This is a genomic window from Streptomyces sp. NPDC053432 (assembly GCF_055585365.1).
Genome location: NZ_JBVJKF010000025.1, coordinates 1 through 18,208, shown reverse-complemented (window position 1 = coordinate 18,208; position 18,208 = coordinate 1). Strand labels below are relative to the sequence as shown.

Below are 18,208 nucleotides of genomic sequence, written 5' to 3'. Positions count from 1 at the left end.
GGCCCACCTCTGCACCACCCTTTCACTACTTACCTAGTGAAAGGGTGGTGCTGGTCCGTGCTGGAATACCGGATCGACCGGCGCAGCGGCATCGCCACGTACCTGCAGATCGTCCAGCAGACCAAACAGGCCCTGCGCCTGGGCCTGCTGGAGCCCGGCGACAAACTGCCGACCGCACGCGAGGTCGTGGAAGCCACCGCCATCAACCCCAACACCGTCCTCAAGGCCTACCGCGAGCTCGAACGCGAAGGGCTCGTCGAGGCGAAAAGGGGCCTGGGCACCTTCATCCGCAAATCCCTGGGCAGCGGCACCGCCCCGGCCGACTCCCCGCTGTACGGCGAACTCGCCGACTGGGCGCGACGTGCCCGTGACGCCGGCCTGGAACGGGACGACGTGGCCGCGCTCTTCACATCCGTACTGGAACGACACTTCAAGGGGGACGGTGACGCATGACGCGAACCGTGATCGAGGCGGAAGGCCTCGGCCTGCGCTACGGCCGCCGGGGGAGCTGGGCGCTGCGCGACTGCTCGTTCCGGCTGCCCGAAGGCCGGGTGTGCGCCCTGGTCGGCCCGAACGGCGCCGGGAAATCGACCCTGCTGATGCTCGCGGCCGGACTCGTGGCCCCCACCGAGGGCACCCTGCGCACCGTGCCCCGCGAGGAGCTGGGCTACGTGGGGCAGGACAAGCCCCTCTACCCGCAGCTCACCGTGGCTGAGACCCTGCGGATGGGCCATGAGCTCAACCCCGGCCGCTGGGACGCCGCGACGGCTCAGCGCATCGTCGACGCCGGGGCGCTCGACCCGCAGAGCAGGGTCCGCGCGCTCTCCGGCGGCCAGCGCACCCGCGTCGCCCTGGCCCTCGCCCTCGGCAAGCGCCCCGGCCTGCTCCTCCTCGACGAGCCGATGGCCGACCTCGACCCGCTCGCCCGGCACCAGCTCATGGGCACCCTGATGGCCGACGCCGCCGACCACGGCACCTCGGTGGTGATGTCCTCGCACATCCTCACCGAGCTCGACGGCGCCTGCGACCACCTCCTCCTCGCCGACGGCGGCCGCATCCGCCTCTCCGGCCCCGTCGACGACATCGGTGCGGCCCACCGGCTGCTCACCGGCCCCGTCACCGCCTCCGCCCAACTCGCCGCGCACACCGTCGTCGAGTCCCGTACGACCGGCCGCCAGCTCACCGCACTCGTGCGGCCGCGGGGCCCCGTCGACAGCGGGACCTGGCAGACCGCGCACCCGTCCCTGGAGGAACTCCTGCTCGCCCATCTCCGCTCCCCCGACGCCCCGCCCTTCACCGCCGAGGGCTCCCCGGCCGTCGAGGGGGTGCGGGCATGAGCGCGCTCACCCTGAGGGGCCCGTACTGGGTCACGGTCCGTCAGCACCGGCGCGCCCTGTGGACGGTCCCCGCCCTGGTGGTGGCCGGCCTTGCCGCCGTGCTCGCCCTGCGGACGTGGGCCACCGACCCGCAGGACGGCGTCCTGTACTCGCACCACGCGTACAGCGCCCTGCGCCTGTTCATGGAGTACGCGGGCCTGGGGCTGCTGTTCCTGCCGCTGCTGGTCGGGGCGTTCGTCGCCGGCCCGATGACCGCCCGGGAACTGGAGAGTGGCACCTGGCGGCTCGCCCTCACCCAGTCCACCACTCCGAAGGCCTGGCTCGGCGCGAAGGTGCTCGTGGCCGCGACGGTGGTGGCGCTCGGCTCGGCCGCCCTGGCCGGCGTCTACCGCCTCGGCTGGGTCCGGGTGTCCATGACCTACCGGTTCCACTGGGCCGACCGCGTGACGTACGAGGTCACCGGCCCCGTCCTCGTCGGATACTGCCTGCTCGGCGTCGCCCTCGGGGTCCTCGTCGGCCAGCTGGTCCGGCGTACGGTCGTCGCCATGGCGGTCACCGGCTTCCTCACGGGCCTGATCCTGCTGGCCCTGGGCGCTCTGAGGTGGTCCTTCCTCCCCACGGAGACCGGCACCGTGCCCTACCCCGGGGGCCGCACCCAGCTGACGCCGTACTCCGCCCTGCTGATGGACTCGGGATACCTCACCGCCTCGGGCGAACGCGTGTCCTCCGACGCCTGCTTCGCAGGCGGGCTGAGCCTTGACGACTGCCTGTCGGACATGAACGTCACCGCCCGGTACGCGGAGTTCCACCCGGCCTCGCACTACTGGCCGACGCAGCTCATCGAGACCTCCGTCGTCCTGGCCCTGGCCGCCGCGGCCCTCTACGCCGCGTTCCGGATCGTCCGGGCCCGCCGCGGCTGACGGAAGCCGCCGGCACCCCGCGCAACGGCCGGGGCCGGCACCCCCCAGGGGGTGCCGGCCCCGCGCCGTGAACAGTCCTCGGGCGGATCAGGCGGCCGTCACGACCTTCTCCTCGGGAGCGGACGCCGGGGCCGTCTCCTTCCCGCCCCGCATGACCACCAGGGCCAGCACAGCGGCGGCCAGGACACCGATCGCGCTGACGGTAAGCGTCGTGGACATCGAGGCGGTGAAGGCCTCCTTCGCGGCCTGGACCAGCCCCGCGTCGCCCCCGGCCACGGCCAGCGCGCCGCCGATCGACTGCTTGGCCTGCTCGGGGGCGCCGGCCGGCATCTCCGCGGAGAAGGTGCTGGTCAGCAGCGAGCCCAGGATCGCGATACCGAGCGCCGTACCGGCCTGCTGGATGGTGTCGTTCAGCGCGGAGCCGACGCCCGCCTTGTCCGCCGGGATCGTCCCCATCAGGGCGCCCACCGCCGCCGGCATGGCCATACCGGCGCCGAGGCCGAGCAGGCCGAGCGAGACCGCCGGGACGGTGAAACCGCTGTCCGCGCCGACGGTGGTCAGCAGGCCGAAGGAAGCTGCCATCAGGAGCATCCCCGCCAGGATCAGCCACCGGTGGCCGACCTTCGCGGCGAGCTTCGCACCGGCCCCGTTGCCGATCAGCGCGGCCACCGCCAACGGCGTGAAGGCCAGACCGGCCTTGACCGGCGAGTACCCCAGCACCGACTGGAGGTACTGCGTGAGGACCAGTAGCAGCCCCCCGTTGCCGATCTGGACCAGGGCCAGCGCGACCGAACCGCCCGTGAAGTCGCGGTGCTTGAAGAGGGCCAGCGGCACCATCGGCGAGGAGGTGGTGTTCTCCCGGACCACGAAGCCGGCCAGCGAGACGACGGCGACGGCGAGGGTGACCAGACCGCGGCCCTGGAAGGCGCCGTGCTGCGGGATCTCGATGATCCACCAGACCAGGGAGGTCATGCCGACGGCGGACAGGACGGCGCCCAGCGGGTCGGGCTTCTGCCAGGGGGCCTTGGACTCTGGCATCAGCAGCAGACCGGCCGCCACGGCCAGGACGACGACGGGCACGTTGATGAAGAAGATCGAGTGCCAGGAGAAGCGGTCGATCAGCACCCCGCCGAGAACCGGGCTGCCGACCAGGCCGAGCATCGACACCGAGCCCCAGGCGGCCATCGCCTTCGGGCGCTCCTCCTCGTCGAAGACCGTGATCAGGATCGACAGGGTCGACGGCATGATCAGCGCGCCGCCGATGCCCATGGCCGTGCGGACGGCTATGACCTCGCCCGGGGTGGTGCAGTACACCGCGGCCAGGGACGCCGCCCCGAAGAGCAGCAGACCGATGACCATCACCTTCCGGCGGCCGAACCGGTCACCGAGGCTTCCCGAGGTCAGCAGCAGACCGGCGAAGACCAGTACGTAGGAGTCGAGGATCCACTGGATCTGCTGGGGGCTCGCGCCGATCGACTCCGTCATGGCCGGCACGGCGACGGTCAACGCCATGCTGTCGACCACCAGGACCAGCGTGCTGAGGCACAGCACGATCAGGATCCACCAGCGGTGCGGACTGCGGGCCGGGGCCCCTGCGTCTGTCATCGGTCTTTCCCCCTCCTCGTGCGCACACTGTTCCGCGTGATGCGCACACTGTTCCGGCGTTGCGAACACCGTACGCGCCTGCGCACACTGTTCGCAACCCTTGAAACCTGTACGCTCAATGCGCACGCCGTACGCAAAAGGAGAGAGCCGATGGCCGCCGAGACGAAGCCGCAGCCCCTTCCCTCCGTCTGGACCCGCCGCCCGCGCGAGGCGGACCAGCCCGCGCTGTCCCGGGACGCGATCGTCCGGGAGGCGATCGCGAGGCTGGACGCCGAGGGCATCGAGGCCCTGAGCATGCGAAAGCTGGCCGCCCGGCTGAACGCCGGAGCCACCTCCCTGTACCGCCACGTCGCCACGAAGGACGAGCTGATGGAGCTCGCCGTGGACGAGGTCTTCGGGGAGACGGCCGTGCCGCCCCCCGGCTCCGCGGACTGGCGCACCTCGGCCGCCGAGGCCGCCGAGGCCTTCCGCGCGACCGCCCTGCGCCACCCGTGGCTGTCCTCGGTGCTGGGCCAGGCCGGCCTGGCCTACCTCGGCCCCAACCTGATGTCGTACTCCAGCCGGCTCGCGGCCCTGTTCGTCGAGGCGGGCTTCCCCGAACCCCCGCGGGCGATCGAGACCCTGCTCGCGTACGTGATCGGCATGAGCACCACCGAAGCGGCCTGGCTGACCACGGTGGCCCGCTCCGGCGAGACGGAGGCCGGCTTCATCTCCCGTCTGATGCCGGCCGCCCAGCAGGCGGCCGAGGGGCACGAGCACCTCACCGACTCCTACGCCGCTGCCGCCACCGAGGTGTCCGTCACCGACCCGGCCGCCATGCGCGACGCCAAGTTCGCCTACGGCCTCCAGGTCGTGCTCGACGGCCTGGCCCTGCGCCTCCCGGCCGCCACCCCGCCCGCGGAGTAGGGCTCACGCCATCCGGTAGCGGGCCCCGATGCCCGCGATGACGAGCGCCAGGCCCTCCTCGAACCCCTCGTCGTAGTTCTGGAAGAGGTCGGCCCCGGCGGCCGCGGCGAGCGGGAACCCGTCCATCCGCGCGGCCCGCTCCTCCACGTCGTACCCCTCCCTGCGGTCACCGGGGAGGGGCTCGACGCCCTGCTCCTCGGTGACGAACCCGAGGGTGAAGAAGTACGCGGTCGTCGTGGCCCGCACCGCCTGCGGCAGCGTGAAGCCCGCCTCGGTGAGCGCCCTGAGGTCCTCCTCCATCCGGACGGCGTGCTCGGTGCCGGTGAAGCGGGTGCCGCTGAAGACCTTCGCGCCGTCGCGGTAGCCGAGCAGCGCCGCGCGCAGACCGCGGTTGCCGGCCGCGATCCGTTCCTGCCAGGTGGCGCCCGCAGGGAGCTCCGAGCCCGCGGCCATCCTGCGGTACATCTCGGTGGCCATCTCGTCCAGCAGCTCCTGCTTGCCCTGGAAATGCCAGTACAGGGCCGGTGCCTGCACCTGCAGGTCCTTCGCGATCGCCCGCAGCGTCAGGCCCTCGAGGCCCACCTCGTTGAGCAGCCGCAGCGCCGTGTCCACGACTTGCTTCTTGTCGAGCCTGGGGGATCTGCGCGCCGTCACGCTTGACAGCTTAACACCGTTAAGGGGATCCTCCCGGAGGCGGCAACTTAACAGCGTTAAGGAGAACGGGACATGATCATCGAACGAGACGTACTGATCGTCGGCGCGGGCCCCACCGGCCTCACCCTCGCCGTGGACCTGGCCCGCCGCGGGGTGCGCGCCCTCGTGGTGGAGCGGGCCGACGGCCTCTTCCCCGGCTCCCGCGGCAAGGGCATCCAGCCCCGCACCCAGGAGGTCTTCGACGACCTCGGCGTGGGCGAGGCGATCCGGGCGGCCGGCAGCTCCTACCCGGTCGGCATGATCTGGCAGGACGGCCGGCGCCTGGGCGAACACCGGATGTTCGACGAGTCCGACCAGGGCAGCGCGGACTCCCCCCACCGCGAGCCCTGGATGGTGCCCCAGTGGCGCACCCAGGAGATCCTCGCCGCCCGCCTCGCGGAACTGGGCGGCGACATCGCCTTCGGCCGCGAACTGGTGACCCTGGACCAGGACGCGGACGGCGTGACCGCCGGCTTCACCTCGGGCCCGCCGGTCCGCGCCCGCTACGCCGTCGCAGCCGACGGCGGCCGCTCCACGGTCCGCCGCGTCCTCGGCATCGCCATGACCGGCGAGACCGTGGACCCGAGCCCGATGCTCGTCGCCGACGTCCGCATCGACCACCTCGACCGCGACAACTGGCACATCTTCCCGCCCGCCGGCGACACCGGCTTCCTCGCGATCTGCCCCCTCGCCGGGACGGAGGACTTCCAGCTGGTGGCCCAGTTCCCCCCGGGCACCACCGTCACCCCCTCCCTCGCCAAGGTCCGCGAGGTGGTGGCAGCCCGCTCCCACCTCTCACCCGACGACGTGACCGCCATGAGCTGGGCCTCGGACTTCCGCCCCCGCGCGGCCCTGGCCGACCGCTTCCGTGAGGGGCGCGTCTTCCTCGCCGGGGACGCGGCGCACGTCCACTCGCCCGCCGGCGGCCAAGGGCTCAACACCAGCGTCCAGGACGCCTACAACCTCGGCTGGAAGCTGGGCGCCGTACTCCACGGCCGGGCACCCGAGTCCCTCCTCGACACCTACGAGGAGGAGCGCCTGCCCGTTGCCGCCGACATGCTGGGCCTCTCCACCCGCATCCACCGCGGCGAAGCCCGCCGCGGCGCGGCCACCCAGCAGCTGGACCTCAACTACCGGGGCTCCTCACTGGCCGTGGAAACCCGCACGGACCTCCCCGCGAGCGCCCTGCGCGCAGGCGACCGGGCCCCGGACGGCACCCCCGCCACCCGCCTCTTCGACGAGTTCCGCGGCCCTCACTGGACCCTCCTGGCCATCGGCCCCACCGCCTCGGCCGACCTCCCCCCGCTCCGCACCGTCCGCCTGCCCTCCTGCGAGCCCTACGGCGACGGCCTCTTCCTCGTCCGCCCCGACGGCTACATCGGCTGGGCCGGCGACTCCCCGGCCGACCTCACCCCGTACCTCGCCCGCACCGGCGTCTGACGCCTCAGATCATCAGCAGCAGCCGCGTGTTCGGCACCAGCTTCCTGTTCACACTGGTGCTCTGCACGAAGATCGTGAAGTCGTCGTTGTGGTCCGGCTTGACGCGGGCCTCCGCGTCCGGCAGCCCGAGCAGGGCACGGGCCTCCGGCCCCGTGTACACCCGGTCCGTCTTCTTCTCCAGGACCGCGATCTGCTTCCGCGCCTGGATCTTCTCCGACTTGCTCAGCTGATAGAACGCACAGCCGGTGCGATACGTGTGACCGCATTCGATGACCCATTCACGTATGGACGCATCCCGGGCCACCGGAATCAGCTGGTATTCCGACGGCTTCACGGCGGTGAGACCGGCCGCCTCGATGGTGTCCTTGTTGACCGCGTCCGCGCCGGTGGAGAAAACCGCCCGCGATCCCCGGATTCCCTGGCTCCGGCCCACCATGAATTTCTCGGTGGCCTGCCGGATGACCTGCCCGGCCTCTTCCAGACCCTGTGTGCTCGTGGCGTCCCAGATGGCGATGTTGTCCTTCGGGAAACCGCACTGCATGGCCTCGCGCTTGCCCATCTGGTCCGGCACGAGCACCGCCAGGGTCCAGTTGTCCTCCTGCGTCTCGAACATCTTGGCCACGGCCTGCACCAGCTGCCGCGGGTTCCTGCTGAAGGCCTCCGGGCTGCGATGACTGGCGTTCTCCTGCCCGTCGGTCAGCACGAACGTCAGGAAGCTGTGGTCACCGTACAGCTGCGCCGTCTGCGCCAGCTCCCGCTGCGACTTCAAGGTGGCCGCCAGCAGAGCCGTCATTCCGCCGACCCGGTAGAGCTCCTTCAGGGACGGCATCCGCAGCACGTCCTTGTCGTAGATGACGCATTCCACGTCCTGCGCGAACACGTACACCGTGACCCGGGTTTCCTGGTCCAATTCCTGCGACCGGCGGGCCAGATAGGCGATCTGCTGGTCCGCGACCTCGATGACCTTGCCGCTCAGGTGCGACATCGAAGAACTGGCATCCAGCACAAGGGCGACGTGATTGATGTAGTTCTGGTTTCCGGACATGACGGCTCCCCCTCTTCCGGACTTCTCCGAATCGATACTCAGATCCTCGCACCCCCCACTGACAATCGGTTCCGGACTCAATGCTCCTTGAGCAGCGCGCAGGCGAAGTCCTCCTGGACCGTCCGGAGCCGGGCGAGCAGCGCGGGCTTCACGCCCTTGCTGGTCTGGGTGTTGACGGAGAACGTCAGCGACCGCGTGCCGTCGGGGGTCGTGGCGGCGAGCTGCGTGTAGCCGGGGAAGTTGCCGCTGTGCCCGTGGAGCACACCGCAGCGGGTCGTGTACTGGAAGATCGCGAGCCCGGCGGCGTTCGTCCCGGGACCTTCCGGCTCGGAGGAGTCGCCGGGCCGGAAAGCGAGCTGCTCCTCACGGGTCTTCTCCGACAGCAGGGCAGGACCGCCGTACGCGCGGATGAAGGCCCCCAGTTCCCGGGGAGTGGACACGATGCCGCCCGAGGCCCAGACCCCCGAGGCCCCCAGCGCCTCGCTGATGTCCTCGGGCGCGGCCGGCGGGACGACGTCGTAGCCGTGCAGGAACGGACGCGGCAGCCGGTACCCCAGCGGCAGACTGGTCCGCCGCAGCCCGACGGGCCGGTACACCAGCTCCCGCAGCAACTCCTCGTACCGCCGCCCGGTCACCGCCTCGGCCATCAGCGCGACGGCGATGTTGTCGGAGTTGGAGTACTCGTACAGCGCACCCGGACGGAAGAGCAGCGGCTCCCCGGCGACGAAGTCCAGCAGCGTCCGCGGATCGAACACATGGCGCGGATCGGCCTGGAGGATCCTCAGGAAATCCGGATCCGCCGAATAGTCGGGCAACCCGCTGGTGTGCTGCAGCAGCTGACGCAGGGTCACCGCATGCCAGGCGGCGGGCTGCGCCGGCAGCACGTCGCCGATGGTGTCGTCGAGCGAGAGCACCCCCTCGTCGACGAGCCGCAGCGCCACGGCCCCGCTGAACGCCTTCGCGATGCTGGCGATGCGCATGTGATCGTCGATGTCCGGCCGACGGCCCGTCGCGACGTCCCCGACCCCGGCCGTGTACACCTCCGTCCTCCCACCCCGGGTCAGTACGGCGATCACCCCCGGCGGGCCGTCCCCCTGGGCGACGAGCCGTTCGAGCTGCCGCTGGAGGTGCCCCTCGCGCTCAGGGCTCCCGCCGGCCGCGTGCGCGGGCTGCAACAACGCCCCGACCGCGGCGGCGGCAAGGGTGACGGCGGACAGAACGCGGGCGCGGGAGGGCACAGACGTCTCCAGGGGAGCAGCGGGGCGGCCGAAGAGGCCCTGCCTAGCAGCCGTGCACGCCGCCCGCGCCCGCGACGCGCGCACGCGGGGCCGGTCGGCGCACACCACGTACTCCCGCCGGGGGCGGCCCCGTTCGTATGACCTTTCCCCGAAGAGGGGTTCCGTCCTGCCATTGGAGTGAAGTGGCGTTCCCCGTTGCCGGGACGTGATGTTGAACGGGGCACACGCACACGCACTTTCCCGGCGTGTGATCGAGTTATAGGAGAATCATGCGTATTCGCTCTGCTCTCACGTCCTCCGTCCTGGCCGCCGGCATCCTGCTGGGCGGCGCGGGCGCGGCCCTGGCCGACGACGGCGTCGAGATCGGCAGCTTCTCGGGCGGCCACTCGCAGTACGCCCGCACCTGCGCCTCGGCCGCGGCGGTCCCGGCGGTCGTCGGCCCGGTCTACACCTCGAACTGTGCCGCCGAGGGCGAGAAGGAGTGGGCCGACGCCGCCCACCTGGGCGCCAGCTGACGCCCGGCACGAGCTGAAGGGGCGGTCGACCCCACACGTCGACCGCCCCGATCCCGGCCGTCCGATGCGGCGATACGCAATGCTCGTCAGCGGCTGCGCCGACGCGGATCCGGCGCAGATGGGACCGCGAGGCACGCCGCCAGGATGGCCGACGCCGGCCCAGCCAGAAGTCAGATCGTGACCACGCCATTGGCGGTGGCGAACTCGACGGAGACCAGCCCCGGTTCCTCATCCTCGACCCAGGTGACGTCGATCTGGTCGAGGGGGTGGTCGGCCGGTTCGCCGAGGAATTCGGCGATGGAGGCGGCGTCGCCGGCGATGGAGACCCCGTGGATGGTGGTGGAGGTACGCGGGTCGGCGCTCGGGCGCTCCTCGACGGGGACCAGCCACTGGAGGAAGTAGGGCAGCTGCGGGTCCTCCATCAGTTCCAGCAGGCCGATCTGCTTCCACCTCAGGTCGAACCCGTCAGGGCGGACCCGGTGACCCTCGGCCGCGGTCCGGCCGAGGCGGGCCTCGACCGGACCGATGTCGTCGACGGAGACCACCCAACCGAGCCAGCCGCCACCCTCGGCGGCGCGCCGCGCGACCGCCTGGCCGAAGGGCGCGCGGTCGGCGGCGGGGTGGTCGAGGGTGGTGACGACCTCGACGTAGGTGCCGCCGCTCAGCGGCAGAATGAAATTGCGGGTGCCGAACCGCGGGTGCACACCACCGTCGACGAACCCGGCGCCGAGGGCCGATCCGATCCACTGGACGGTCGAGACGAAGCTGTCGCGGGCCACCGCATAGGACACGTGATCAAGTCGCACCGCACCATCATCACCCCACGCCCCACCCAAACCCCGACGCCACGCCCGATCAACGCAGCGGCTCGAACGCTGACCACCACGAGACGGCCGGCGTGTTCTGCAGGGAAGCCAGACACGGACCATGCGGGAGGCCTTTGTCACCGCCTTCCGTGTCGGGTGCGGCTGTTGAGGATGTGACGGATGATGGATGCGGTGTCGTCTGGGTGGTGGTCCAGCCAGACGCTGAGGTGTCTGCTGACGACCTCGTGGACGTAGGTCTTCGCTTCGGGGTTGCCGAGTCTGGTCCTGGTGGAGCCCTCGAAGACGGGCCGGGCGAGTTTGACGGAGAGAACCGCGGTCAGTCCGTCTTGTGCGGCTTCGGCTGTGATGCTCTCGTCGTCTGTGGACAGCTGGCCCAGCCGGCGCGCGTAGTCGTTGACGAGGCCCGTGAGGCCGGTACGGAAGCCCTCTTCGTGGGCGCCGCCCTCGTGGGTGCGGGTGCTGTTGGCGAAAGAGCGAAGCTCCCCGGGGGACCAGGTGTTCCACTGCATGGCGACCTGTACGGAGATTGTCTGCTCCTCGTTCTCGGCCTCGAAGGCGATGGCGGGGGAGTGAACGAGACTCGGGGGGTAGGGGTTGAGATGGGCGACGTAAGCACGAAGGCCGTCCGTGTGGTGGTAGCGGACCGGCCGTTCCGGCCGTTCGTCGGTGAGTGAGATGGCCAGGCCCCCGTTGAGGAAGGCCAGTTCCTGCAAGCGTTCGGAAAGTGTGGCGAACGAGTAGTCGGTGGCCTCGAAGATGTCGGCGTCGGGCAGGAACGCGATCGTCGTGCCGTGCCGGTCCGTCTCCTCGTTCCTCGTCAAGGGGGTGATCGGGGTGCCCTTCTCGTATTCCTGGGTCCAGCGGTGGCCGTCCCGGTGGGCCTCGACCGTGAGACGGCTCGACAGCGCGTTCACCACGCACAGGCCCAGGCCGCTGAGTCCGCCGGAGACCCAGTAGCCGGTGGGGGCGTTGGAGCCGAAGGACAGCTCCGTCAGTTCGCGTTCGATGGCCGACTTGCCGGCGAGCTCATCCGTCTCGACGGGCAGGCCCCGCCCGTTGTCCGAGACCCGGATGCCGCCCTCCGCGGTGATCGTGACGTCGATGGCGTCGGCATGGCCGGCCAGGTGCTCGTCGACCGCGTACGAGACGACCTCGTACACCATCTGGTGCAGGCCGCGTTCGCCGACCGAGCCGATGTACATGCCGGGACGCTTGCGTATCGCCGCGTGACCTTCGAGCACCTCGATGTGGTCTGCGGTGTACTCCTGCACGTTCGAGGGCTGGCTGGGGTTGACGGTCTCCGTCATGAAGCATCCTCCTTGGGCCGTCCTGGGCATGTCCGTGAGCGGGTGTCACCGAAGCGGCCGCAGCTGCCTCCACGACGTCGCCCGTGCAGGCCCATCCTAGGTATCTGGAGGCATATGCGCAGGTCAGGACCTATCTGGTGAGTTCTCAGGCAGTCGCGTGGACGGCTTCGCCGAGGCCACCGTTCTGGAGGGTCGCAACAGGGAACCGGAGCAGCGTGAAGGACCCGTCGGAGGCGAGGAAACGGCATTCCCGGACGGCCCTGAGGTGCCTTTCCCACGAACTTTTCCGGCGGAGGCGCGACCTTGCTACTGCGCCCAGCCGATGCCCAGTTGTCGCAGGGCGGCGAGTCGGTCGGCGGTGAGTCTGTGGCGGCGGGTTCCGGTGTTGGTGACCCATACGCCGAGCTTCACGGTCACCGGCTCTGCCTCGCCGTCGACCGTGACCTCCTCGCCGCGGGTCCCTGGGCCTGGCCGGTGGGCGCCTTCCCGCAGCCGCGCCCCGATGGCCGGCTGCTTCTGCTGCTGGTGCCACCTGCCGATGTCGTCGCCGTCGAAGACGACGCCCGGCGCGATGTGGGGCAGGACGCCGTCGGCGTCGACGAGATCCGCCATGCCTCGCCGGGCTCCCACACCATCCCGGCCTCCGGCGCGTCCAGCAGCTCCTTGCGCCGCTCCTCCAGCTCGCTGCCCGGAGTGCTTCGTGCTGGTGGTGTACCGCCCGCCACCGACCAGGGCCTGGCAGGAGAAGCGGGCCTCCCGATGCCCGTCGACCGACGGCCGACGGGCATCGGCAGGCCCTGTACGGACATGCCTCACGGGCGCGGCGCCGCGCCGGTCAGAGTTGTCCCTGGTCTTTCAGGACGCGGCGGGCCTGGGCGAAGAGCATGCCCACGTTCACCGTCTTGCGGCAGACCACGACGGCCACGACCTCGTCGTCGCTCTCCACCCTGAGGAAGAGGTGCGTGAGGTTGTCGCTGTTGACGAGGATCTCCTGGAAGTAGTGGCGGTCGCTGACGACCCCGCGGCGCTCCTTGAAGATGCCTTCGATCATCAGCACGTTGCGGCCCTGGAACAGGTCGAGGGTGGCCGCCGCCAGCATGTCGAGCACCTCCGGCGGATGCGAGTCGACCGTCTCCACCGACAGCAGCATGCCCGTGGACATGTCGATGACTCCCGCGGCCACACAGTCCGGTACGTCGGTGCGCAGGGCCTTGACGATGCTCGCGACCCGCCCCGCCATGGTCTGAGGCCCTCGCGGTTCCGACCCGCTCATCATGCTCCTTCTTCGGTGCCGTCGGTCTGTCCCGCTGCTCCGTGTCGCGGAGCGTCCGCGTCCGCGGCGGGCTCGGTGAGCAGGGTGGTGATGCGCTGCGCGGAGGCCTGCGCCTCGGTGTGCAGGCGGGTGATGTCCATGCCCGCGTCACCGAGCACCCCGATCAGCGCCATCTCGCCGAGGGCGTGGGTGACGAGGTAGCCGTCGGTGAACCGGGACACCGTGTGGTGGAGCATGCCTCTGCTGGTCATGGAGCCTGCCCGGCGGGCGATGTTGAGGGTCGCGGCGGTGAGGGCGGCCAGGCTCTCGGGTTCCGCGGTGTCGTCGGTCTCCGCGGTGATCAGCAGGCCGTCGACCGAGGCCACCACGACGTCGGTGACACCGACGACCTGGTTCCTCAGCGTCCTCACCTCTGCTGCCAGCTGGGCTTTCCTGGTTGTCACTGCTCTCCTGTCGTGTTCGTTCATGTGCGCGTGCCGCCGACGGCGCTCGAAGGGGTCCGTCGCCGGCACGTCCTGCGCGCCGCCCCGCGGGAGGCCCTAGTGACCGGCCGCCGGCCTGAGCGGCAGGATGTCGTTGACGCCGCTCGCCCCTGGCAGCCGGCGCGGCAGGCCGCCCGCAGTGGTGGCGGGTCCGAAGAGGTGGTCCTTGGGCCGGGCGGGTACTACCGCTTCGACCAGCCCTTCCACCAGCAGCCGGGACACCTCCACCGTGACGGCGTACAGGCTCCGGCCGAGGAGGAACGCGATGTCCCGGGCGCTGCGCCGCCCGTTGAGCCGGAGCAGGATTTCCCGACGCTCACCGGCTGCTGCGTTGTCCAGGGCCGCGGTACCGGCCTCGGTCCGGCCCAGCCGGGTGCGGAAGGGCGAGAAGGGGTGCCGGCGCGAGGCGAGGGCCCGGATCCGCCGTTCCGCCTCACGTACCAGCCAGTCGGGTTCGATGGCCTCGGGCGCGGCCAGTCGACAGCCGTATGCGTCCCGTTCCAGGTTGAAACCGTCGATCCTGCCCATTCCGACGGCGAGGGCTCCATCCAGCGCGGCCGCCACGCATATCAGCTGTAATTCCGCGGCGCCGACCAGTTTCCGGGCGACGAGCTCGGCTCCGATGGGACGTCCTGCGGTACTGGACGTCGTTGCGGAGGCCCAGTCCGCCTCACGGATACGGCCGGATCGCAGGAGCAGGGTCTCCGCCGTGGGCGCACCCGGAGAGACCACCTCGACGATTGCGCCGCCGATGAGATGGAAGGATCCGCCGGGATCCCCGGCCACCAGCAGCGTCCCGGAAATCCGGTCCAGCGGTGCCTCGGTCAAAGCCCTGGCGAGTTCCAGCCCCATCACCTGCGACGGTTTCCTGAAGGCCGGTCCATCAATTTCTGACATTCCCCTGCAATCGGCCGCACTTTCCATGGATCCCCGTGACTGAAAACCCTGATCCGTCACCCCGGGATGAGATGGTCAGCCTAAAGGGTTAACAGTTGGCAGGCGGCTTGACGCCCGTTTATTGGTGGCAATTGAACCGTTGCGATCTGTTCAAATCCTCTTGGTTTCGAATGTGTCTGAATTGGCCGGGGCCGGGAAGGTCGCTACGGCGCTACCAGTGCTGACGGCGCAACAGAAACAGCCGAAACTGTTCGCCCAGCTCAACGCCCCGCCCTGGGCCGACGCCCCAGGCCGTGCACGGGAACGCAGCCGGGAGCCACGGCCGCAGCGAGCACCGCGCCGTCCTCGCGCTCACAGTCCCAGCCGACCCACGCGGCTCAGACGTTCCATATCCGCCCGCACCGTCCGCCAGGACTCCGCGCACCGCCGCGAGCAGGCGACCGGCCCACTGCGCGGAACGGTCGGCGCGGCGGCACCAGTGACCGGCCTCCACCGCTACACCGTCGGCGAGGCCGGAAACGGTGCGTGGGGGCGGGGTAGTCCTGCCCAGTCGCGGCTGCGCGTCGTGCGCGAGCACGGATTGCACCTGGGCTGACATGGCCCTACAGGCACGCGACCGGGCCCCGACCCGGGGGAGAGGGTCGGGGCCCGAATGGGGCAGCGCGCCAGGGTCTGCCCGTATCAGTGGCGGAAGGTGTCCTTGATGTCTTCCTTGACCTGGCGGGCGTTGCCCTTGGCCTGCTCCGTTTGGCCTTCGGCGGTCATCCGCTCATTGCCGACGGCCCGGCCCAGCATCTCCTTGGCCTTGCCCTTGGCCTGCTCGGCGTGTGCCTTGGACTTCTCCTTGCCCGACATCGGGACCTCCTCGTGCAGTACCGGATTGGTCGTGACCGCTCGCCTGCTCCCGATCAGCGGCCGTAAACCCCTCTTGTTGCCATCGGCCGGGCGAACCGCATCCCGCACTCCGCGGCGGCTGCCGCTCCTACCCGGCTGCGCGCGTAGGAACCGGGTAAAAGTCAGGTGCATGACCGTCGCGGAGGGGGGCAGCCGAGGCTTCGGAGGTTGATAACTATGGTTCCCCTGCTTCTCGTTCTGCTGCTCATCCTGATCCTCTTCGGCGCCGGGTTCGCGGTGAAGATCCTTTGGTGGATCGCGATCGCGCTGCTGGTGCTGTGGCTCATCGGGTTCGTGGCCCGGCCCAAGAACAGCAGCGGCCGCTGGTACCGCTGGTAGCGGCCGGCAGCGCCCGGCGCCGCGCCACGGTGGGCCGCTCCCCGGAAGCGGGAAGCGGCCCACCGCCGTGCGCGATGCTGGGCGTGGGGGTGAGGACTGTCGCAGGGGGTAGGTGCGCGTCAGCCGGGCCGGCCGTCGTGACGCAGCAGGGAACCTGCTCACCTCCAAAGATCGGCGGCCGTCCCGGTCCTGCCGTCCCCGGGCCGGCAGGGACCCAAGAGACCGGCCTGGACAAGTTCCTGACAGCGCAGCCTCGTCCGTGCCGACGGCAAGACGGTCCATTCCCGGCAGGCGCCCACCCGCGCATTGGCGCGGGGGCCGCGCCGGTTTCCGGGGTGTGGCTCACTGTCATGGGTGTGAGAGATCGGGGCGACTCCACTGGCACGGGGCGGTATTCGTGCAGGTGGTGCACTGACACGAAACCGAGAGATCTCAGTTGGAGACGAGCTCCCAACGTCAGACGCCCGCCCTTTGTCTGCGGGCCGAGGACGAAGGGCGGGCGCGGTTTCTCGTAGCGGCGCTCATCGACGAGCGGGGACGGGTGATGCGATCGTGGCAAGGGCCGCACGCGGTGCGATCTCGCGCTGCCCTACCCGCGGATCACGTGCGACCCGCGTCCCCCGTGGTCAGGCCGCACTGGCCTAGTAGCCGGTGACGTAGGTCCAGTCGCCGCTCTGGGAGTAGGGGACGGAGACGTGGGTTCCCCAGCTGTAGCTGTTCTGGCAGTTGTAGCTGTTGTACGCCTTGACCGTGAGGTCGCCCCGCCACCACCAGCCGGAGATGTAGGTGGTGCCCCCCGAGTTGATGTTGAAGCAGCCGAGGCTCTCCTCACCCTTGTGGTTGTATCCGTAGAGCTCGATCGAGTGCCGGTAGCCGGGCGTCGCGTGGTCCGTGTAGACGATCTGCTGCCCGCTGGAGCCGGCGGAGGCCGTACCCGCGCCGGCGAGGACTCCGGTCGCGGCCAGGGCGAGGCTGCCGGCGGCCGCGGCGGCGCGTGTGGCGATGTTCTTGGACATACGAGAATGTCCCCCGTTCGGTCGATGGCATCGTGCATCCGGAGAACTTGTTGATCTCCGAACTTTTCATGATCAGGGTACTCGCTCGTATAAATGGTTCAACTAAGTTCCTTCGACAGGGCGTTGGGGCCACAGCTGCATGCGGGTGCGCCACGGGCCGAACACCGCGATCAGCCTGCGTACGGCACTGTTGATGGACGAGAGCACGAGCAGATGAACCCTGCCGCCCCCTCGGGGTTCACCGGGGACTTCGCAGCTTCACCGATTGATGGGCGTCGTGTGATGTGCACTGGGTGTGCGTCATCGGTTTTCACTGGTGCTGGGTTGGGGCGGGGCGGTACTGGGGTGTCGTTTTGCCGGTGAAGGCTGTTGTCGTTTGGTGTGTGGGGTTCTGTCGCCCCCTGTGGGTGGGTGCGGCGGAATGCTGGGTGGGGGCGTGTCGTGTCTGGCTACGCTCGGTGGATGCCGTCGTTGGCGGGTGATCCGCGTCATGAGCGTCTTGTCGCTGTGTTGGTGCCGTTGTTGCGTCGTTCGTGTCCGCCGGGTGGGGGTGGCTTCGGCGGGTCGTATGAACTCCGGCTCGGGGTTGACGAGGCCGAGGAGTTGGGCGGGGTTGAACTGATCCGCGGCGGGCCCTGAGGGGCCGCACCCGAGCTGCGGGCCGGTCGCTGGGCAGCGACGTGCGCCCTGGTGGCGTTGGAGCAGCGCGGCGTGGATCTGGCGGAGGTGACGCTGCACGGCCAGCGCCTGTTTGGCCGGGAGCAGCAGGCCGAGCGTTGTTTCGTCGATCTGGGGTGGAACGGCTTCGGATACATGGGCCGTCTCCTGGACGGCGGAGTGACCTGGCTGGAGGTCTTGCGTCCGCATCGCAGCAGGCCCATGGACGCATTGCTCATTGAGCCCTTTCAGAGTGCCCACTGATTGAGTGGGCCAGGCCGAGTCAGGATGAGGACCGCAACGCACAAGGCTCCCGCGCCGTTGAGGGAGGTGTTCGAAGTCTCAACCCATCGGCACAGGAGCCCTGTTGGTTCCCGATCCTGCCGCACTCGACCTGCCTCATGCTCTGGTCGAGTGGGTATCCTTGCTCATCGTCACCCGCGAGGGTGACCGCCGCTGCAAGCTGCCGCCCCACCAGCGTGCCCTCGTGGGCCTGGTCTACCTTCGCCGGCACGACACGCTCGCGCAGATCGCCGCCGGCTTCGGCATATCCGTCGGCACCGCCCACGCTTACGTCCAGGCCGTCGTCCAGCACCTGTCCGGCCGGGCGCCGGGCCTCCTGCGGGTCCTGCGCGAGGTCGATCCGGATTACGTCCTGCTCGACGGGACGCTCGCCGAGTGCGACCGTGTCGGCGACAGCCGGGCGGACTTCTCCCAGAAGTACCGCCGTCACGGTGTGAACGTGCAGGTCATGGCCGATCCCGCGGGCAACCTGCTGTGGATCTCACCCGCCCTGCCCGGCCGCACGCACGACCTG

The 18,208-nt window shown here is 70.1% G+C and carries 21 protein-coding genes; 9 read left to right on the top strand and 12 right to left on the bottom strand.

What is annotated here, in order from left to right; translation table 11 throughout:
• The first annotated feature begins 57 nt into the window (after positions 1-57).
• Genes ACZ6Y1_RS31380 through ACZ6Y1_RS31370 form a run of 3 tightly spaced genes read left to right on the top strand, consistent with a single transcriptional unit; the run spans position 58 to position 2,257 of the window.
• Complete coding sequence (locus ACZ6Y1_RS31380; protein WP_469637647.1) at positions 58-453, top strand: GntR family transcriptional regulator; 396 nt, start codon at positions 58-60, stop codon at positions 451-453.
• The gene (locus ACZ6Y1_RS31375) at positions 450-1,337 is read left to right on the top strand and encodes an ABC transporter ATP-binding protein (protein ID WP_469637644.1); all 888 of its coding nucleotides are present in this window, start codon (positions 450-452) and stop codon (positions 1,335-1,337) included. The genes ACZ6Y1_RS31380 and ACZ6Y1_RS31375 overlap by 4 nt, the downstream gene beginning before the upstream one ends.
• Entirely contained in the window at positions 1,334-2,257 is a 924-nt protein-coding gene (locus ACZ6Y1_RS31370; protein ID WP_469637640.1) for an ABC transporter permease, read from the top strand. Before ACZ6Y1_RS31375 ends, ACZ6Y1_RS31370 begins: the two co-directional genes overlap by 4 nt.
• Before the next feature lie 87 nt (positions 2,258-2,344).
• Here ACZ6Y1_RS31370 and ACZ6Y1_RS31365 read toward each other — a convergent pair whose 3' ends face one another.
• Positions 2,345-3,862 (bottom strand): MFS transporter, encoded by a 1,518-nt coding sequence (locus tag ACZ6Y1_RS31365; protein ID WP_469637637.1) that lies wholly within the window; start codon positions 3,860-3,862, stop codon positions 2,345-2,347.
• 150 nt (positions 3,863-4,012) lie between these two features.
• On the opposite strand from ACZ6Y1_RS31365, the gene ACZ6Y1_RS31360 reads away from it, so the two are divergent.
• Complete coding sequence (locus ACZ6Y1_RS31360; protein WP_469637634.1) at positions 4,013-4,768, top strand: TetR/AcrR family transcriptional regulator; 756 nt, start codon at positions 4,013-4,015, stop codon at positions 4,766-4,768.
• A 3-nt stretch (positions 4,769-4,771) separates the two neighbouring features.
• On the opposite strand, the gene ACZ6Y1_RS31355 is transcribed toward ACZ6Y1_RS31360, so the two are convergent.
• Positions 4,772-5,422, bottom strand: a complete 651-nt coding sequence (locus ACZ6Y1_RS31355; RefSeq protein ID WP_469637629.1) for a TetR/AcrR family transcriptional regulator C-terminal domain-containing protein — start codon at positions 5,420-5,422, stop codon at positions 4,772-4,774.
• A 72-nt stretch (positions 5,423-5,494) separates the two neighbouring features.
• Between ACZ6Y1_RS31355 and ACZ6Y1_RS31350 the strand changes: the two genes are divergently transcribed.
• A complete protein-coding gene (locus tag ACZ6Y1_RS31350; RefSeq protein ID WP_469637626.1) occupies positions 5,495-6,901 on the top strand; it encodes an FAD-dependent oxidoreductase in 1,407 nt (468 codons plus the stop codon).
• 4 nt (positions 6,902-6,905) lie between these two features.
• Here the strand turns inward: ACZ6Y1_RS31350 and ACZ6Y1_RS31345 are convergent, their stop codons facing one another.
• Complete coding sequence (locus tag ACZ6Y1_RS31345; protein ID WP_469637623.1) at positions 6,906-7,946, bottom strand: vWA domain-containing protein; 1,041 nt, start codon at positions 7,944-7,946, stop codon at positions 6,906-6,908.
• Between the two features lie 77 nt (positions 7,947-8,023).
• Complete coding sequence (locus tag ACZ6Y1_RS31340) at positions 8,024-9,184, bottom strand: serine hydrolase domain-containing protein (protein WP_469637621.1); 1,161 nt, start codon at positions 9,182-9,184, stop codon at positions 8,024-8,026.
• 269 nt (positions 9,185-9,453) lie between these two features.
• Here ACZ6Y1_RS31340 and ACZ6Y1_RS31335 point away from each other — a divergent pair, with 269 nt between their 5' ends.
• Positions 9,454-9,699 carry a hypothetical protein gene (locus ACZ6Y1_RS31335; protein WP_469637619.1) on the top strand — a complete coding sequence of 82 codons (246 nt, stop codon included), beginning with the start codon at positions 9,454-9,456 and terminating at the stop codon, positions 9,697-9,699.
• A 170-nt stretch (positions 9,700-9,869) separates the two neighbouring features.
• Here ACZ6Y1_RS31335 and ACZ6Y1_RS31330 read toward each other — a convergent pair whose 3' ends face one another.
• From ACZ6Y1_RS31330 to ACZ6Y1_RS31300, 7 genes are all read right to left on the bottom strand, one after another.
• Entirely contained in the window at positions 9,870-10,505 is a 636-nt protein-coding gene (locus tag ACZ6Y1_RS31330; RefSeq protein ID WP_469637616.1) for a VOC family protein, read from the bottom strand.
• Between the two features lie 137 nt (positions 10,506-10,642).
• Complete coding sequence (locus ACZ6Y1_RS31325) at positions 10,643-11,833, bottom strand: ATP-binding protein (protein ID WP_469637613.1); 1,191 nt, start codon at positions 11,831-11,833, stop codon at positions 10,643-10,645.
• Between the two features lie 306 nt (positions 11,834-12,139).
• A complete protein-coding gene (locus ACZ6Y1_RS31320; protein ID WP_469637610.1) occupies positions 12,140-12,445 on the bottom strand; it encodes a hypothetical protein in 306 nt (101 codons plus the stop codon).
• A gap of 223 nt (positions 12,446-12,668) precedes the next feature.
• On the bottom strand, positions 12,669-13,073 hold the full coding sequence (locus tag ACZ6Y1_RS31315; protein ID WP_469637607.1) for a hypothetical protein: 405 nt from the start codon (positions 13,071-13,073) through the stop codon (positions 12,669-12,671).
• Between the two features lie 32 nt (positions 13,074-13,105).
• Positions 13,106-13,549, bottom strand: coding sequence for a roadblock/LC7 domain-containing protein (locus ACZ6Y1_RS31310; protein ID WP_469637602.1), 444 nt, complete (start codon positions 13,547-13,549; stop codon positions 13,106-13,108).
• A gap of 96 nt (positions 13,550-13,645) precedes the next feature.
• Positions 13,646-14,485 (bottom strand): MarR family transcriptional regulator, encoded by an 840-nt coding sequence (locus tag ACZ6Y1_RS31305; protein ID WP_469637599.1) that lies wholly within the window; start codon positions 14,483-14,485, stop codon positions 13,646-13,648.
• 681 nt (positions 14,486-15,166) lie between these two features.
• Positions 15,167-15,340, bottom strand: a complete 174-nt coding sequence (locus tag ACZ6Y1_RS31300; RefSeq protein ID WP_469637596.1) for a CsbD family protein — start codon at positions 15,338-15,340, stop codon at positions 15,167-15,169.
• 216 nt (positions 15,341-15,556) lie between these two features.
• Here ACZ6Y1_RS31300 and ACZ6Y1_RS31295 point away from each other — a divergent pair, with 216 nt between their 5' ends.
• Positions 15,557-15,718, top strand: coding sequence for a DUF5670 family protein (locus ACZ6Y1_RS31295; protein ID WP_469637591.1), 162 nt, complete (start codon positions 15,557-15,559; stop codon positions 15,716-15,718).
• A gap of 641 nt (positions 15,719-16,359) precedes the next feature.
• On the opposite strand, the gene ACZ6Y1_RS31290 is transcribed toward ACZ6Y1_RS31295, so the two are convergent.
• On the bottom strand, positions 16,360-16,734 hold the full coding sequence (locus ACZ6Y1_RS31290; protein ID WP_469637588.1) for a hypothetical protein: 375 nt from the start codon (positions 16,732-16,734) through the stop codon (positions 16,360-16,362).
• A gap of 690 nt (positions 16,735-17,424) precedes the next feature.
• Between ACZ6Y1_RS31290 and ACZ6Y1_RS31285 the strand changes: the two genes are divergently transcribed.
• Both ACZ6Y1_RS31285 and ACZ6Y1_RS31280 read left to right on the top strand, forming a co-directional pair.
• The gene (locus tag ACZ6Y1_RS31285; RefSeq protein WP_469637585.1) at positions 17,425-17,655 is read left to right on the top strand and encodes a hypothetical protein; all 231 of its coding nucleotides are present in this window, start codon (positions 17,425-17,427) and stop codon (positions 17,653-17,655) included.
• A 103-nt stretch (positions 17,656-17,758) separates the two neighbouring features.
• A partial coding sequence (locus ACZ6Y1_RS31280) for a helix-turn-helix domain-containing protein (RefSeq protein ID WP_469637582.1) occupies positions 17,759-18,208 on the top strand: 450 nt, incomplete at its 3' end.

Coding starts and splice junctions, on each gene's coding strand:
- ACZ6Y1_RS31375 (WP_469637644.1), top strand. CDS start 450: ATGACGCGAACCGTGATCGAGGCGGAAGGCCTCGGCCTGCGCTACGGC.
- ACZ6Y1_RS31370 (WP_469637640.1), top strand. CDS start 1,334: ATGAGCGCGCTCACCCTGAGGGGCCCGTACTGGGTCACGGTCCGTCAG.
- ACZ6Y1_RS31365 (WP_469637637.1), bottom strand. CDS start 3,862: ATGACAGACGCAGGGGCCCCGGCCCGCAGTCCGCACCGCTGGTGGATC.
- ACZ6Y1_RS31360 (WP_469637634.1), top strand. CDS start 4,013: ATGGCCGCCGAGACGAAGCCGCAGCCCCTTCCCTCCGTCTGGACCCGC.
- ACZ6Y1_RS31350 (WP_469637626.1), top strand. CDS start 5,495: ATGATCATCGAACGAGACGTACTGATCGTCGGCGCGGGCCCCACCGGC.
- ACZ6Y1_RS31345 (WP_469637623.1), bottom strand. CDS start 7,946: ATGTCCGGAAACCAGAACTACATCAATCACGTCGCCCTTGTGCTGGAT.
- ACZ6Y1_RS31335 (WP_469637619.1), top strand. CDS start 9,454: ATGCGTATTCGCTCTGCTCTCACGTCCTCCGTCCTGGCCGCCGGCATC.
- ACZ6Y1_RS31325 (WP_469637613.1), bottom strand. CDS start 11,833: ATGACGGAGACCGTCAACCCCAGCCAGCCCTCGAACGTGCAGGAGTAC.
- ACZ6Y1_RS31320 (WP_469637610.1), bottom strand. CDS start 12,445: ATGGCGGATCTCGTCGACGCCGACGGCGTCCTGCCCCACATCGCGCCG.
- ACZ6Y1_RS31315 (WP_469637607.1), bottom strand. CDS start 13,073: ATGGCGGGGCGGGTCGCGAGCATCGTCAAGGCCCTGCGCACCGACGTA.
- ACZ6Y1_RS31305 (WP_469637599.1), bottom strand. CDS start 14,485: ATGTCAGAAATTGATGGACCGGCCTTCAGGAAACCGTCGCAGGTGATG.
- ACZ6Y1_RS31300 (WP_469637596.1), bottom strand. CDS start 15,340: ATGTCGGGCAAGGAGAAGTCCAAGGCACACGCCGAGCAGGCCAAGGGC.
- ACZ6Y1_RS31295 (WP_469637591.1), top strand. CDS start 15,557: ATGGTTCCCCTGCTTCTCGTTCTGCTGCTCATCCTGATCCTCTTCGGC.
- ACZ6Y1_RS31290 (WP_469637588.1), bottom strand. CDS start 16,734: ATGTCCAAGAACATCGCCACACGCGCCGCCGCGGCCGCCGGCAGCCTC.